This is a genomic window from Pseudomonas sp. PSB18 (genome assembly GCF_014596565.1).
Taxonomy (GTDB): domain Bacteria; phylum Pseudomonadota; class Gammaproteobacteria; order Pseudomonadales; family Pseudomonadaceae; genus Aquipseudomonas.
Genome location: NZ_NOIN01000004.1, coordinates 410,850 through 425,464, shown reverse-complemented (window position 1 = coordinate 425,464; position 14,615 = coordinate 410,850). Strand labels below are relative to the sequence as shown.

Annotated in this window: 16 protein-coding genes and 1 tRNA gene; 8 read left to right on the top strand and 9 right to left on the bottom strand. The window is 57.7% G+C overall.

What is annotated here, in order from left to right:
- Window positions 1–95: 95 nt before the first annotated feature.
- Genes CGA22_RS12865 through CGA22_RS12850 form a run of 4 tightly spaced genes read left to right on the top strand, consistent with a single transcriptional unit; the run spans window position 96 to window position 2,299 of the window.
- Window positions 96–842, top strand: a complete 747-nt coding sequence (locus CGA22_RS12865; protein WP_188258604.1) for a 2OG-Fe dioxygenase family protein — start codon at window positions 96–98, stop codon at window positions 840–842.
- Window positions 843–855: 13 nt separating this feature from the next.
- On the top strand, window positions 856–1,293 hold the full coding sequence (locus CGA22_RS12860; protein ID WP_177329265.1) for a GNAT family N-acetyltransferase: 438 nt from the start codon (window positions 856–858) through the stop codon (window positions 1,291–1,293).
- Window positions 1,290–2,003, top strand: a complete 714-nt coding sequence (locus CGA22_RS12855) for an AzlC family ABC transporter permease (protein ID WP_041023453.1) — start codon at window positions 1,290–1,292, stop codon at window positions 2,001–2,003. Before CGA22_RS12860 ends, CGA22_RS12855 begins: the two co-directional genes overlap by 4 nt.
- Complete coding sequence (locus tag CGA22_RS12850; RefSeq protein WP_041023454.1) at window positions 1,982–2,299, top strand: AzlD domain-containing protein; 318 nt, start codon at window positions 1,982–1,984, stop codon at window positions 2,297–2,299. Before CGA22_RS12855 ends, CGA22_RS12850 begins: the two co-directional genes overlap by 22 nt.
- On the opposite strand, the gene CGA22_RS12845 is transcribed toward CGA22_RS12850, so the two are convergent.
- The gene (locus CGA22_RS12845) at window positions 2,216–3,142 is read right to left on the bottom strand and encodes a LysR family transcriptional regulator (protein WP_041023455.1); all 927 of its coding nucleotides are present in this window, start codon (window positions 3,140–3,142) and stop codon (window positions 2,216–2,218) included. The genes CGA22_RS12850 and CGA22_RS12845 overlap by 84 nt on opposite strands.
- Window positions 3,143–3,522: 380 nt before the next feature.
- Between CGA22_RS12845 and CGA22_RS12840 the strand changes: the two genes are divergently transcribed.
- Window positions 3,523–3,933 (top strand): MbcA/ParS/Xre antitoxin family protein, encoded by a 411-nt coding sequence (locus CGA22_RS12840; protein ID WP_041023456.1) that lies wholly within the window; start codon window positions 3,523–3,525, stop codon window positions 3,931–3,933.
- Window positions 3,933–4,610 carry an RES family NAD+ phosphorylase gene (locus tag CGA22_RS12835; RefSeq protein ID WP_041023457.1) on the top strand — a complete coding sequence of 226 codons (678 nt, stop codon included), beginning with the start codon at window positions 3,933–3,935 and terminating at the stop codon, window positions 4,608–4,610. Before CGA22_RS12840 ends, CGA22_RS12835 begins: the two co-directional genes overlap by 1 nt.
- Window positions 4,611–4,638: 28 nt before the next feature.
- Here the strand turns inward: CGA22_RS12835 and CGA22_RS12830 are convergent, their stop codons facing one another.
- Window positions 4,639–5,796, bottom strand: coding sequence for an AAA family ATPase (locus CGA22_RS12830; RefSeq protein ID WP_041023458.1), 1,158 nt, complete (start codon window positions 5,794–5,796; stop codon window positions 4,639–4,641).
- A gap of 140 nt (window positions 5,797–5,936) precedes the next feature.
- Entirely contained in the window at window positions 5,937–7,544 is a 1,608-nt protein-coding gene (locus tag CGA22_RS12825; protein ID WP_041023459.1) for a methyl-accepting chemotaxis protein, read from the bottom strand.
- Window positions 7,545–7,979: 435 nt separating this feature from the next.
- Here CGA22_RS12825 and CGA22_RS12820 point away from each other — a divergent pair, with 435 nt between their 5' ends.
- The gene (locus tag CGA22_RS12820; protein ID WP_041023460.1) at window positions 7,980–8,936 is read left to right on the top strand and encodes an alpha/beta fold hydrolase; all 957 of its coding nucleotides are present in this window, start codon (window positions 7,980–7,982) and stop codon (window positions 8,934–8,936) included.
- Window positions 8,937–9,063: 127 nt separating this feature from the next.
- Here CGA22_RS12820 and CGA22_RS12815 read toward each other — a convergent pair.
- The 6 genes from CGA22_RS12815 to CGA22_RS12790 form a co-directional block, all read right to left on the bottom strand.
- A tRNA-Thr gene (locus CGA22_RS12815) sits at window positions 9,064–9,139 on the bottom strand.
- A gap of 416 nt (window positions 9,140–9,555) precedes the next feature.
- Entirely contained in the window at window positions 9,556–10,809 is a 1,254-nt protein-coding gene (locus tag CGA22_RS12810; RefSeq protein ID WP_041023461.1) for a methyltransferase, read from the bottom strand.
- Window positions 10,790–11,479, bottom strand: coding sequence for an ABC transporter permease (locus CGA22_RS12805; protein WP_041023462.1), 690 nt, complete (start codon window positions 11,477–11,479; stop codon window positions 10,790–10,792). Before CGA22_RS12805 ends, CGA22_RS12810 begins: the two co-directional genes overlap by 20 nt.
- The gene (locus CGA22_RS12800) at window positions 11,476–12,171 is read right to left on the bottom strand and encodes an ABC transporter permease (RefSeq protein WP_041023463.1); all 696 of its coding nucleotides are present in this window, start codon (window positions 12,169–12,171) and stop codon (window positions 11,476–11,478) included. The genes CGA22_RS12805 and CGA22_RS12800 overlap by 4 nt, the downstream gene beginning before the upstream one ends.
- A gap of 78 nt (window positions 12,172–12,249) precedes the next feature.
- Entirely contained in the window at window positions 12,250–13,005 is a 756-nt protein-coding gene (locus CGA22_RS12795) for an ABC transporter substrate-binding protein (protein WP_188258603.1), read from the bottom strand.
- Between the two features lie 13 nt (window positions 13,006–13,018).
- Complete coding sequence (locus CGA22_RS12790; RefSeq protein ID WP_041024696.1) at window positions 13,019–13,792, bottom strand: ABC transporter ATP-binding protein; 774 nt, start codon at window positions 13,790–13,792, stop codon at window positions 13,019–13,021.
- A gap of 378 nt (window positions 13,793–14,170) precedes the next feature.
- On the opposite strand from CGA22_RS12790, the gene CGA22_RS12785 reads away from it, so the two are divergent.
- A complete protein-coding gene (locus CGA22_RS12785; RefSeq protein ID WP_041024697.1) occupies window positions 14,171–14,608 on the top strand; it encodes a hypothetical protein in 438 nt (145 codons plus the stop codon).
- Window positions 14,609–14,615: the final 7 nt, after the last annotated feature.

Below are 14,615 nucleotides of genomic sequence, written 5' to 3'. Positions count from 1 at the left end.
CAAGTGCGACTTGAAGTGACTCAAATTCTTTTTCATGGACGGAAATTCTGCACCTACTAGATTAGGCCGCTCAATGCAGTGGAGACCTAATAAAAATGATCGTTCTGAACAGGGAAGTGGGCGAAGCGCTACGACGTGACAAATACGTTAACGTCCGCGGTGGAGACTTCAATCTCTACGGTCATTTCGGCGACTTTGTCCGGCTGACCAAAAGCTGGGACAACATGGAACCGGACAGCTACTACGGCCAGGCCGAGTCAGGCATGCGTTTTCGCCGTTACAGCGACTTCGAATACAACCCCCAGACCCGCGAGCTCAAGCAGCTCGAACATCGGGCTTATATCCAGTCCAAGGCCAACAACAGCTACGTCGGCGGGCTGGAGCGGCACTTCCAGGATTTCTCCAACGAAGTGATCAATTCGCCAGTGATGCGCAGCCTGATCGACACGGACTTCGAGGTGTACAAGAACGTCCTGCCGCAAGAGCTGCATGATGAAATCTGGCAGTGCCAGATCCATCAGATCCGCATCGAGATCAAGCCGGGCAAACAGTTGGAAATCACTCCCGAAGGGATTCACTGCGACGGGTATCCGTTCAGTGGCGTACATTTCTGGGGCCGTCACAATGTGGCGGGCGCGGAGAGCCGGTTGTATACCGCCCAGGAAGAACAATTGGCGGCGATGACCTATGAGGACATCCTCGATACGACGTTTTTCCTCGATCGCGACATGCGTCACTACGTGACCCCGGCTCGCAATATCCACAGTCATGAAATGGCGTTCAGGCAGATCCTGGCGATTTCCTTCTCGCGGCCCGGGACCGCTTTTGACATTGTTCGCTGAACAGCTGGTACCCATGGACGATCCGGAGCCGCAGGTACTGTTGCGCCGGGCGATGGTCAGGGATGCCGAGCGAATGGAGCAGTTTTTTCGCGGTTTCGACGAAGTGTCGTTCTGCGAATGGCAGGATGCCCGGTTCCTGCGAGGGGTGTTGTTGCAGGAAACCACCACAGCGTACCTGGCCATCGATGCCGGTGGCAGCGTGGTGGGCGCGGTGATTGGCGGCATGCTCGGTACCCGTGGCACCATCAATCACCTGGCGGTCAGCCCAAGGCATCGCACCCGGGGCCTGGGCCAGCGCCTGGTGGAAGCGGCATCCGCCGACATGAAACGGGTGGGCGTGCTGCGCATGTTCCTGTTCGTCGACGATGCTAACCTGGCCGGCAAGCGTTTCTGGGCAGCCCAGGGGTTCTGCGAACCGCGGGGTGAAATCACTTTCGAGAGGGATCTATGAGCAAGACTTCCAGCCAGCCGCTGGTGGTCGAACCACAAGCCTCGCGTACCTTCGCCGAAGCCAGTCCGGTGGTAGCGGGTTATTTTACGGTTTCGTTTGTGTTCGGTCTGATGGCGGTCAATGCCGGGCTACCCTTGTGGTTGCCGGTGGCGATGTGCCTGTTCGTCTACGCGGGCGCTTCGCAGTTCGCGGCGCTGGCGTTGATTTCCAGCGGGGCGTCGCTGACCACCATCGTGCTCACTACATTCCTGATCAATGCGCGACACATGCTGATGTCGGTCTACATGGCCAAGGCATTGCGTGCGTTGGGGCTCAGTCGTTTCGAGCGTTGGTGCTATGCGTCCGGGCTTACGGACGAGTCGTTCGCGTTCCACAGCGTGAAGCTGGGTAGCGGAGCGCCGGTGAGTGTGCGCTATCTGATCGGCTTCAACCTATTTTGCCATACGTCATGGGTGCTTGGCGGCTTGTTGGGCGCCGTGTGCGCGCAATACGCGGCGCACCTGATCAAGTATCAGCTCGACTATGCCTTGACCGCGATGATGCTCTACGTGCTGGTTTCGCTGTGCAATACCCGTAACAAGCTGATCGCAGCCCTGGCGGCTGTTGTCTGCATGGGCGGGCTGAGCCTGCTGGGCAGTTCGCCGTTCAATGTCTTCATTGCCACGTTCGTTGGCTGCGGGGTGGGCGTATGCCTGACCAAACGTTCCTGATCCTGGTCGTGGGCCTGATGATGGTCGTGACTTTCCTGCCGCGGGCCTTGCCGTTGCAGGTCAACACCGAACACTGGCCGCCATTCATCGCCCGTGCCCTGGAATACCTGCCGGTGGCGATCGTCGCTGCCATCAGCCTCACCCCGTTGTTGATCAAGGATCAGCAGATACAACTCGACCGCCCGGAGTTCTACGCGGCGATTCCGACGCTGCTATGTGCGTATTTCAGCCGTAACCTGTTTCTCAGTGTGGCGGTGGGCACGGCGGCGTATATCGCGCTCGGTTCGTTCCTGTAGCGCCAGGTCCACCACATCGTGCAGCGCCTGGCCGGACAGTTCAGGATTGTTCACCGCCAGGCGAACCTCGAGATAGTCCTCGAAGTCCGGGAAGATCGTCAGGCCATTGCGCAGTGCCGCATCCCGGGATACCAGCCCCAGGCCATCGAGTTGGGTAATCAACGACAACGTCAGCGTTTCACTGCAGGAATACACCATCCGCTGACTTGAGCCGTATTCGCCCAGCCCCGCATCGAGAAAACGGAGGAAGCTGTGGGAGTACGGACACTCTTCGGCGGGACGTACCTGAAACCTGTCTCCAAGCAAACCGAGGGAATCGCCTTCATTGCCACAATGGGCACCCACCACCCGCACCTGCACATCAGGCATCGTGATGCTGGAAAAGCCGCTCTGCTGCGCCCCGATCAGGATGGCCAGGTCAAAATCTTCATTCTTGAGTTTGCTCAGGTTCTCCATCGATTCGGCGTAACTGAATTCCAGCTGATACTGGGGGAAGACGGCTATCAACCGATCGATCATCCGCCGGTTGAACTCCGCCGGCAGGGTGGTATTGAGCGCCATTTTCAACGTGCGCTGTCGCGGCTTCTTGAGCTCCGTGACTTTTTCTTCGAGCTGCCGTGTGGCCACCAGCACCTGATCCATGAAAGGGGTCAGTTCCGAGCCTTGGCTCGTCAACGTCAGGCCCTTGTTCGAACGCCTGAACAGCCGGAAACCGAATTGTTCCTCGACCTTGTTCAACTGCGCCGCCAATGCCTGCACCGTGAGGCACGAATGTTCCGCTGCCGCCGACAACGAGCCGGTCTGCACGATGCGCATGAGGTTGCGTAGGGTTCTGCTATCCATGAGGTAATGCCCTCTGCTTAAGTGGGCTCGCTATTGTTGTGCACCTGGCCCGGGTCAGGCAGTGCATGCGGCTATCATCGTGCAGCTTGCCACGGTTGTCGCGGTTTTATGGTGAAAAGCTCCGGGAGGTGCTGTCTGGAGCTTATGTGGGATTTTGGTTTTTTGCTGATTTGGCGTGTGTTGGCTTGTGTAATTCTTCTTGTCAGGGCTGAGGCCAGGCAATAAAGCGATAAAACCCGTCGGAGCCTTGATTTCAACTGACGGGTATCAGCAGAACCTGAAATTCAACTTTGAGTTGTTTGTTTGCGAATTAAATCTTAATTTATATCCATATGTGTACTATTCTCTAAGCATCACCCGTAAAAAGGAGCCCAAATCCCATGGCTACTTCCTCTATCACCCTCAACGCACAGCAACAACTGGATTCCCCGGATGCGGGGCGAATCGCGTTGAAGTTTTTCTTCAACCTCATGGAGTTGTGGGGCTGCAGCGTCGAGCAACAGCGCACGTTGCTGGGCAAGGTGGGGAACACGACCTTCTACAAGTACAAACAATTACCCGCCAACGTCAGGTTGCCCCGTGACACCTTGGAGCGTATTTCCTATCTCATGGGGATCCACAAGGCGCTGAGCATCATCTTCAGCAACAGCCGGGACCGGGCCTATCAATGGGTCAGCAGTCCCAACGCCGCTGCGCCGTTCAATGGCCAGTCGGCGCTGTCCTACATGTTGGCCGGGCGGGTGGTGGATATAGCCGATGTGCGGCGCTACCTCGACGGAGTGCGAGGCTGATGACACCACCTCTGACGGAGCCGCAATGGAAGGGTGCCTATCGGATCGTCAATAGCTGCTTCCCGCCGATCACGCTATTCGAAGACGTGCTCGACCCCGAGGATTTGCCCACGGCTTATGCCCTTGAAGCGCTGACCAACGATCGATTGATGGAGGAGGCCGGCGTGCTGTCACGGGTACGTCCCGAAGACCGGGTTTCCGGACCCGGTTCCTCGCCGGTGATGGCTGCATTCACCCACATCGGCAAAAGCAGTCGCTTCAGCGACGGCACCTTCGGTGTCTACTATGCCGCCAGCAGCCAGGAAGCCGCCATTGCCGAGACCTGCTATCACCAGGCGCGTTTTCTCGGGGCAACCAATGAGCCGGACCTGGAATTGACCATGCGCACCTACGTCAACCAGGTCATCAAGCCCTTGCACGACATCCGCCACGACTACCCCCACCTCCACGACCCGGACCCCACCGCTTACGGCCTGTCCCAGGTATTCGCCCGGCAACTGCGAGAAACATTATCCTGGGGCCTGCTCTACAACAGCGTCCGCCTGCCCGGTCACGAATGCGTCGCCGCATTTCGCCCGCCAGCGGTTTCGATTCCGGTGCAGGGCAAGCATATCCGGTATGTCTGGAGCGCCCAGAAGCGGGAGATATCGTTTGTGTTTGAGGTAAGTCAGGTATGAGCTGAGTGCTGGTGCTGGTAGCGCTGGGTCAACTCGCGTCAATCAACGTTTGTTCTTCCTGCCAAATCTCTTGAACAAACGGATCGGTAATCGCATAGATTCCATGTCCGCGGCGCATAATGATGTTCTCTGCCACCAGCGCAATCACCACGGGTTGAATCTCCTCGATACGGACGTCGCGACCTACGAATTTTGAGTATTCCGCTGCAGCGTCAGCGGAAAAAATGCCACGAGCATCGCCTTCTGTCGAAGCGATTTTTTTGAAAATGGCCTGAGCCAAACTGCCCAGCTGTTCAACCTTTTCCAGTTCTATATTTGCCGCCGCAGAGCGTAGTGTGCTGGCAATGACGGGCAGGAACAGATCTGGGTTTCCGTCTTGCTGCAGTACCTGGCGGAGTGCTTTGAGCATTTCTTCCGGACGATTGCCGAGCGTATTGAAGGCTTCAGCGGCAATCTCCAGCGACGGCAGTTTATGTCGGCTAACGGTGACCGCCAGGCGGTTCAGAAGGTATTCGACATAGTCGGCCTTCAGAACTGGGTAGGGTGTGGAAGTCGCTCCGGAAAATGCTTGATTACGTTTTGCGGTGAGCTCGCTGACTTGGGCTCGATGGGAGCCGGTGCCAATAAATAGAAAGTACCCTGGTGTGTTGGGGCGAGGGTTTATAGCATCACGTGCGGCTTTCAGTGCAAGCAACATCTGATTACCGTCTTCTGAGGCGATAGCGTGTTGCACTTCGTCAACAATCAGTACCAGATCTACCCGCGCCTGGTCGACCACCTCGGTCAAGGCCTGGGCGAGGGTCGTACCTTCGACGTCGCCGATACTCTCAAGTTTGAATCCGAACTTGAACCCTGCCGCGCCGACATCGACAGCACTGGCCCGCTTGAGCTGCTCAAGCAGGCTCGACGCGGGTGTTTGCAACTCCTGCAGCGTTTTACGGATAGCGTCATGCAGTAATGTGGCCGGGTTGGCGAGGGTATTGCTCCATAGATCCACGTAAATAACCAGCGCACCTTCTCTTTCGAGAGCCGGAATCAGATCGTTCCGTAAGAACGTGGTTTTACCGGTTCTACGCAGCCCGGATAGGAACAAGCCTGAGCGCAAACCTTCATCAAGGACCCCCGGATTGAGGAGCTGATTTGCCATGCTTTCAGCCAGTTCCGGGCGCTGAAAAATGCTGCTCATGCAATTACTCCGTTTATGGATCAGCCATAATTATTGCTCGCCCATAATTTAGCATAGGTTTTTCTATCGGATTGAGGACGACACTCGGAGTGGCTCAGTAGAAGGCAGAAGGGCTGCCATGCAGCCCTTGGGGGAGGCTACTAGATCTTGAACTGCTGCACCGAAGACTGCATCGACCCCGCCGCAGTGTTCAATTGGTTGGCGGTTTGCTGCAGGTGGTGAATAGAGAGCGTGTTTTCCCGTGACTGGGCGGCAATCGATTCCACCCGCTGAGCCATCTCATCACTGGCCTTCGATTGTTCGGCAATCGTCTGGGAAATTTCCTCGACCACTTCGGCGGCATGACGGGCGCCGGTGCGGATTTCGCTGATGGATACCCCGGCCTGCTGGGCCAGGTTCACCCCTTCATCCACGCGACTGACGCAAGCCTGCATGTTGGACACGGCATCCCGGGCACTGGTCTGGATGCGCTCGATCATCGCAGTGATTTCCTGGGTGGACTGGGTGGTGCGCGCCGCCAGGTTGCGCACTTCATCGGCAACCACGGCAAAACCACGGCCTGCCTCACCGGCGCGGGCGGCTTCGATGGCGGCGTTAAGCGCCAACAGGTTGGTTTGCTCGGCGATGCTTTTGATCACCTGGATGATGGAATGAATGTCTTCGGACGAAGCGTCCAGGGCCGTAATTTTGCTGGAGGACTGATTGACCACCTCGGCGATGCGGCTCATGCCTTCCACCACTCCGAGAATCACTTGTCCGCCGCTGCTTGCCAGTTGTTCCGACTGCGCCGAAATCGTCCGGGCGCTGTCGGCGTGCTGATGGATCTGGCTGATGTTTGCCATCATCTGCTCCATGCTCGCCGCCATGCTGGTCGCGCTCTGGGCTTGTTGATCGGCGCTGGAGACAATTTGCCTGGCGGTGTCGCCCAAGGTCCGGGACGTGCCGTGCAACTCGTCGCTCTGACTGCGGATCGTGGCGATCATCTGCCGCAGGTTGGCTTGCATCTGTTCAATGACGCTCTGCAATTGACCCAGCTCATCCCTGCCATGCGCCCCCATGGACCGTTGCAGATCGCCCTGGGAAATCGCCTGGGTATTGAGGATGATTTTGTTCAACGGTGTGAGCACAGCCTTGAGCAAGCTCCAGGACAACAGTATCAGTGCCACGCAGGTGGCCAGTAACGTCACCACCAGCCAGCGCCCCGAAGACTGGATGCTGTCATCCTGATGCTCGCGAGAAGCCTGGGCCTGATTCTCGATCAACTCGCTCACTGCTTCATTGCGCTCCTCCAACGCCGAAAACGCTGCGTTGAACTCCGTCCGCAGCGCTTGTACATCCTTGGCGCCACCGAGCACCTTACCGATCACCTGCCGGGCTTTCTCGATGTAGGTATCGGCCTGCGGTTTCAATTCGACAATGGCCTTGGCGACCACCTCCGGCAGCTTCGCCTCGGCATTCTCGGCAATTACCTTGCGCATCCGTTGCGAATGCTCGTCAAAAGCCTCCTGCACTTCCTTGGCTTCCTGAGCGTTCCCAGGCGTTGCCACCAGCGCAGCCAAGACATCGGCACGAATAGCATCGTGCATCATGTCCGCTTCCATGTGCTTGCGCATGGCTGAAATACTGGTCTCGTTCTCCACCAGGGACTCGGTCATGGAGTGATGCCCCCACAACCCGATACCGCCGAGTAGAAGAGCAAAGAAAAGACTGACCAACCCAGAAGCTATGATCTTGGTGCGGATCTTCATTGTCGATTGCTCCTGGAGCGGGATGTCTGGGCAAGTGTAGTCGAGCGGCAGCGGGGCCTTGGGACGGGTGATGCGTCTATTGAGAGTATCGGCCAGGAAAAAATTAAATGAATCCCGCCCGGCGATTTGCGGTGAGGGATTGGGCATTCATAGCCCTGAGTTCCGACGTGCGGATCGCTTGCATATTCAGGAGGCCTGGGAGCGCTAAAAGCGTGCCGGATAGTCCATGCTGAGCGTGTTCCAGTGTCCTTTCTGCCGTTTATCGGCACTGTCATTTCTGACAGTGGCAGTAGATTGATTAACTCCCCACGCTAGTCACTTGAAAACATTCCAATTTGTTAAGGCCTCGCCGCTAACGCTCGATCCGCTTGGTTAGTTTAAGGAGTCAAGGTGGGAGTCACGTTCCGGAGCGTCTGGCCTAAGTAAGGTGTCAGAATGAGCACGCTTATTCATCCAAGCGTTTTATTGGCTACATCAGCAACGTCCGCTCCGTCAGACCCAGCAGGTAACATCGTCGTTGACGGTGCGACATTCAGAAGTGAATACGCATATGTAAACGGTATCCGCATGCACTACCTGGTGAGTGGCAATGGCGAAAGGCCGGTTCTGCTGATTCACGGATTTCCGGGAAGCTGGCGAAATTGGGAGCCGTTAATGGCAAGGCTTCTGCGCGAGGGCTATACGCTTGTCGTTCCAGACTATCGTGGCGCCGGGGAAACGGATATTTCGAAGGATGGATACGATAAAAAGAATATGGCGCGCGACCTTCATGAGTTGGTCGCCGTCCTGAAGTTGGAGCGGGTGGATGTTATCGGTCACGACATGGGGCTGATCATCGCCTATGCCTATGGGGCGCAATATCCACAGGAGACCAAACGTCTCATCTTAATGGATGGATTCATCCCGGGCATTCCAGGGTGGGAAATCCCCTATAACGGCAATCCAGCGAATGGTATCGCCAGTAAATGGCATTTTCGCTTCTTCGGCGAAACCGCTTTAAAGATGATTCGAGGGCAGGAAAAAAACTATCTGGATATGTTCTTTGATGAGTTCGTATATCCAGGAAACCCTAAAGTTGATGAAGAGGTGCGCAACGCACTGGTAATGGATTACTCCCGGCCTGGACGAATGGAGGCGGCGTTCAAACTCTATTCAGCCTGGGTGGAAAGCGACGCAAATGACAACCAGGCGTTTGCTCAGAACAAACTGGCCATTCCAGTTCTCAGCATCGGCGGAGATCACTCAAGAGGCAAGACATTGGCCGAGCAGGTAAGCCATATCAGTTACCGACCGCATTCACTGATTTTACAGAGCACGGGTCATTGGGTACTGGAAGAAAAAGCGGAGGCTACTACTCAGGCAATTCTGGATTTTCTGCAAGATCGCCAATAGCGAGTGTCGATGACGCCACTGTGCAGCGGCATGGACTGGTGGGCGAAAGGGAACTCGGAAAGTATGACGTTTGTTACGTTGGGATAAAAACAAAGCCCCCGCATTTCTGCGAGGGCTTCGTCTTGTATGGTGCCGGCACCAGGAATCGAACCCGGGACCTACTGATTACAAGTCAGTTGCTCTACCATCTGAGCTATACCGGCGTGTGGGCGACGATTATAGCGATTGAGTGATTTCTGTAAACCCCTGAATTCTGACTATTTTTGCCGGGACCGCAGGTCGGGTGCGAACCGGAAGCTTTCGGGGTTGGTATAGGGCTTGGCAGGTGCGGTTGTTCGAGATGTCCTGTAGCGGGCTTCGACCTGTTTGGTGCCGGTAGAGATGTAATTGCAGGCGCATTTCCTGCACTGATTTCGACCGTTATGCCGATTAGCTTGGGCGCTTATGCACAACAGAGACGACTGGACGGATGGCGTCTTGCGATTTTGTGACAGCCTTCTCGTTTGCATGCAAATGACTGTTTTAATGGTTTTTTATTCTGATGAACAAAAAATGACCAGTTGTGATTTGCTCAAGAAAACGCGGATTTATTGGACCCTGGCATATTCCATCAACAGAGTTATCCACAGGCTGTTTTACCTTGGCAACGCTCTGCCAGCAACATCAGGTTTCGCGGTGTAACGGGCGTTTCGCAGAAAGTGCCAAGGCGAACCTTGTAGCCTTTTTCAGTAAGGAAAAGTGCTCGATCCAGCGCTAGCCATAGCTCCAGTGGCCGTCGGAAAAGTCCGCGCACCAGTTCCAGGTTACGTACCTCGACCAAACGCTGATGACCCGCTGCTTCCAAAGCGGCCCAATCCGGCGAGCCGACGAGGGGCAGGTCTTTCAGGGCTGTCAGATCGATGCAGTACTGAGTGAAGGATTTATCCAGCCACGCGGTGGGTAGCGAGGGGGTGGGGAGGTACTCGTTGCGGCCTCTGATCTGCCGTTGCAGCAGGTCGAAACCCAGGCGCCGGGCCATGGACAGATCGCGTTGTCTGCGCACACGGGCCCCGGCGGTAACGGTTTCGGTCAGTGGCAAGCCGAGATCGTCGACGGACAACTGCAGGGCGGAGCCCCGGGCGGCGTCGGACAGCGGCTGATACCGGTCAGCGTTGATGCGGTTATAGCAGCAAGGGGCAATAGCCAACTGGGTACAACCGGCGGTGCTGGCCAGTTGCATCAACCTGACATGCAGGTCACCGCAGGCGTGTAGCGCTACTGGCGTGTGCTCGGCCTGGATCGCCTGGGCCGCCTCCGGTGCCAGTACGTCTTGTTGCAGGTGCGTGGCGGCCAGGTGGTGACGCTGGCTCAGTTGCTGGCCATTGACGACTAATGCGGGATCGTATTCCAGGCAGGTCAGCTGTTGGTCGCCGTGCAGCAAGCGCCTGCCGAGGTGGCCCTTGCCGGCGCACCAATCGAGCCAATGGGTCGGTTCGGTGGTGAATTGCAGGCGGCTGGCGAAGGCTTCGATCTGCTGCCACTTGCGGCCGGGTACGTCGACGTTGAGGCGCTGGACTGGCGCCTCGAGCCGTCTGCCGGGTAATTCTGCGACGGCGCTCAATGCGTGGGAACGCGTCGCCAACTGCGGAAACGGCGCTGGCGCCTGTTCAATCAGCCAGGGCTGGTGATGGTCGTTCTCCGCGTCTTCCAGCGAACGCAGGCGTAGCCACTGGGCGAGCTCCGGGTAGGACGCTTCCCAAGGCAGTTGCAAGTGGGTAAACGGGCGGGGTTTCCACAGCGCCTGGTGTGTCGTGAGAAATCCATCCAGCTCGATGAAACGGGCGAGCAACGCTGCGCCCGTCAGCACGTTGGCTTCAGCGCCCCTGGCAGGCATCGACGCGTAGCCAACGTTCCAGCTGCTTGAAGCCTTGCACCAGCAGGAACGCTATCACCAGGTAGAACAAGCCGGCCGCGAAAAAAATCTCCACGGGCAGGTAGGTCCGGGCAATGATGGTGCGGGCCATGCCGGTGAGTTCCAGCAGGGTCACGGTGCTCGCCAGGGCGCTGGCCTTGAGCATCAGGATCACTTCGTTGCTGTAGGCCGGCAGCCCGATGCGCGCGGCGCGCGGCAGCATGATGTAGAACAATGCCTTGGGCCGCGACATGCCCAGGGCTCGCGCGGCTTCGATCTCGCCTTTTGGAATGGCCTGGATGGCGCCGCGCAGGATCTCGGCGATGTAGGCGGCGGTGTGCAAGGTCATGGTGGCGGTGGCACACCAGAACGGATCACGCAGGTACGGCCACAATGCGCTGCTGCGTACGGCGTCGAATTGCGCCAGGCCGTAATAGACCAGAAACAGTTGGACCAGTAGCGGCGTGCCTCGGAAGAAGAAAATGTAGGCGTAGGGCAGTGCCCGCACGTACCACAGGCGCGAGGAGCGGGCGATGCCCAGCGGAATCGCCAGCAGAAGGCCGGCGATCACGGCTATGGCAACCAGTTCCAGGGTCAGGGTCGCGCCCTGGGCCAGTTTCGGCAGCCACTTGATGATGACTTCCCAGTTCATTGGGTGCTCCTGGCAAAGCCACGGGCGGCGCGTCGCTCCAGCAGATGCATGCCGATCATGGCGAGAACGGTCAGGCCCAGGTACATGAAAGCGGCCACCATGTAGAAGGTGAACGGTTGCTTGGATACGCTCACGCCGATCTGTGCGTGGCGCATGATTTCTTCCAGGCCGATCACCGAGACCAGTGCGGTGTCCTTCATCAGGATCATGAAAAGATTGCCCAGGCCGGGCAGAGCAATGCGCCACATCTGCGGCATGATCAACTTGGTAAAGATCCGCCATTTCGACAGACCCAAGGCCACGCCGGCTTCGCGGTGACCTTTGGGAATCGCCAGGATCGCGCCACGAAACACTTCCGTGGCGTAGGCGCCAAAGCACAAGCCCAAGGCGATGACACCGGCGGAGAAGGGATTGAGGGCCAGGTCCGGGTTGCCGAAGTACTTGCCCAAGGCCCCCATCAGATTGATGGTGCCGAAGTAGATCAGCAGCACCCAGAGCAATTCCGGGACGCCGCGGACCAGGGTCGAATAGGTGCCGCCAAGCCATTGCAGCGGCTTGTGGTTAGAGGTCTTGGCCAGGGCGCCGAGCAAGCCGAGCACCAGTCCCAGGCACAGGGCCGAGAGCGCCAGTTTGACGGTCATCAGTGCGCCGGCGGCAAGCGCCGGGCCGAATCCGTAGAGGTCGATCATCATGGGTATGTGTTCATATCGCGGCAGGCTTTGCTAAGGGGCGGCGCTGCGGTGCAGCAGCGCCGACCAGGCATGTCCGCATCAGTAGATGCTGAACGGGAAGTACTTGTCGTTGATCTTTTTATAGGTGCCGTCGGCAAGGATTTCTTTCAGCGCGGCGTTCAGCTTGTTGCGCAGGTCGTCGTCACCCTTGCGCACGGCGATGCCGATCTTGTCGCTTTCCACCACTGGATCACCCTTGAATTCGTAAGCACGGCCGGCGTCGGTTTTCAGCCAATCGTAGTTCACGTATTTGTCCGCCAGGATCGCGTCGACGCGGCCGGAGGTCAGGTCCAGGTAGGCGTTTTCCTGGGTGTCGTAGAGCTTGGCTGTGATGTCGCTGCCCAGCTCGTCTTCAAGCCAGGTACCGGCGAGGGTCGCGCGTTGGGCACCGATGACCTTGCCTTTGAGCGAAGCCTTATCGGTCTTGAACTCGACATTCTTCGGCGCGATGAATTGCAGTTTGTTGGAATAGTACGGGTCGGTGAAGTCCACGGCCTGCTTGCGCTCTTCGGTGATCGACAGAGAGGAAATCAGGAAGTCGAACTTCTTGGCGTTCAGGGCCGGGATGATGCCGTCCCAATCGGAAGTCTCCACTCCGCATTCGACCTTCATCTTGGCGCACAGGGCATCGCCGATGTCTTTGTCGAAGCCCACGACCTGGCCGCTGGCGTCCTTGTTGTTGAACGGCGGGTACGCCGCTTCGATGCCCATCTTCAGTTTTTCGGCCGCCATGACGTTGGCCGAGAACACCAGGCTGGCGGCTGCGGCCAAAAGGAATTTCTTGTAAGTCTGCATATGCACTGCTCCGTTAGCGGTTGCTGGACATGAATTGTTTGCAGCGCGCCGAAAGCGGGTTTTCGAAGACCTGCTGTGGCGATCCTTGTTCTTCGACCAGGCCCTGATGGAGGAACACCACTTCGCTGGAAACCTGACGGGCGAACCCCATTTCGTGGGTCACCAGCAGCATGGTGCGACCTTCTTCGGCCAAGGCGCGGATCACATTAAGTACTTCCTGGACCATTTCCGGGTCAAGGGCAGAGGTGGGCTCGTCGAACAGGATCACCTTGGGCTGCATTGCCAGGGTGCGGGCGATGGCGGCGCGTTGCTGCTGGCCGCCAGACAGCTCGGCGGGATAGGCATGGCGCTTGTCGGCGATGCCGACCTTGGCCAGCAAGGCTTCGGCTACTTCAACCGCTTCGGCCTTGCTCTGGCCGAGCACCCGGCGTGGGGCTTCGGTGATGTTGTCGAGCACGCTCATGTGTGGCCAGAGATTAAAGTTTTGAAACACAAAACCAATCTCACTGCGCAGGCGATTGATCTGTTTGCCGTCGGCGGCCACCAGTTCACCGTTCTTCGCGGCCTTGAGCTTGAGCGCTTCACCGGCCACCAGGATTTCCCCCTGATTGGGGTTCTCCAGCAGGTTGATGCAGCGCAGGAACGTGGACTTGCCGGAACCGGAGGAGCCCAGGATCGAGATCACATCGCCGTCGCGGGCGGTCAGCGAGACGCCTTTGAGCACCTCCAGCTGTCCGTAGCGTTTGTGCAGGTTGCGGATTTCAAGCGCGGGCGTGGCCTGGGCCATGTGCGGTCCTCATGATATGTGCTCCCTTGCTGTTGGCAGCCTTCCTGGCGAGGCGGCCAAGCTAGCATGCGTCCGAACGGCAGCCAACAGTGCTACGGGCGGTAAACCGGTGATGTGCGGCAGCTTGTCGCATCGGCACAGCAGACTGTCGCGCCATCAACAACCGAACGGCTGTTTGAACCGTGTTTGCCGGTAAAAAATCCCGGGGAGTCGCGTAAAAAAAGGCGCGATGGTGCCAGCTTTGGGCGGGGGTTGGAAGGGTTAACCGGATGAACGTTTCATTCCGAACCGCATTTGAGCCAACTTCCAATTGATCTAAACCCGAACGTTTTTTAAGCAATCAAATGAGATGGCTTTCCAGAGTCAGGAGTTGCCATCATGAAAACCCTCCATTGTCTTATCGCAATTGGTGCACTGCTGTTCCCCATCCTACTTAACGCCACCAACCTCACCCCAATAGACAGCGCCGGGGTGCAGGTTCAGCCGCTGCAGCAAAACGGCATCACCTATCTCTCCGGTGGTATCGGCGAGGACGAAGCCCGGGCCATCGGGCAGGCGCAGGGCTACAACCTGCACATGACCTTCGCGGTCGGACCGGAAAACAAATACATCCCTGATGTGCATGTCACGATCCATAACGCGTCAGGGCAAACGCTGCTGACGCTGGATGAAGCGGGGCCGCTGGTTTATGTGCAACTGCCGCCGGGCAAGTACACCGTGATGGCGACACGCAATGGCGAGGAACGCCGCGACACCGCCAGCATAGGCAGCGGGGCCGCACGCAATCTGGTGTTCCATTGGAACGGTGACGAATAACCAATCG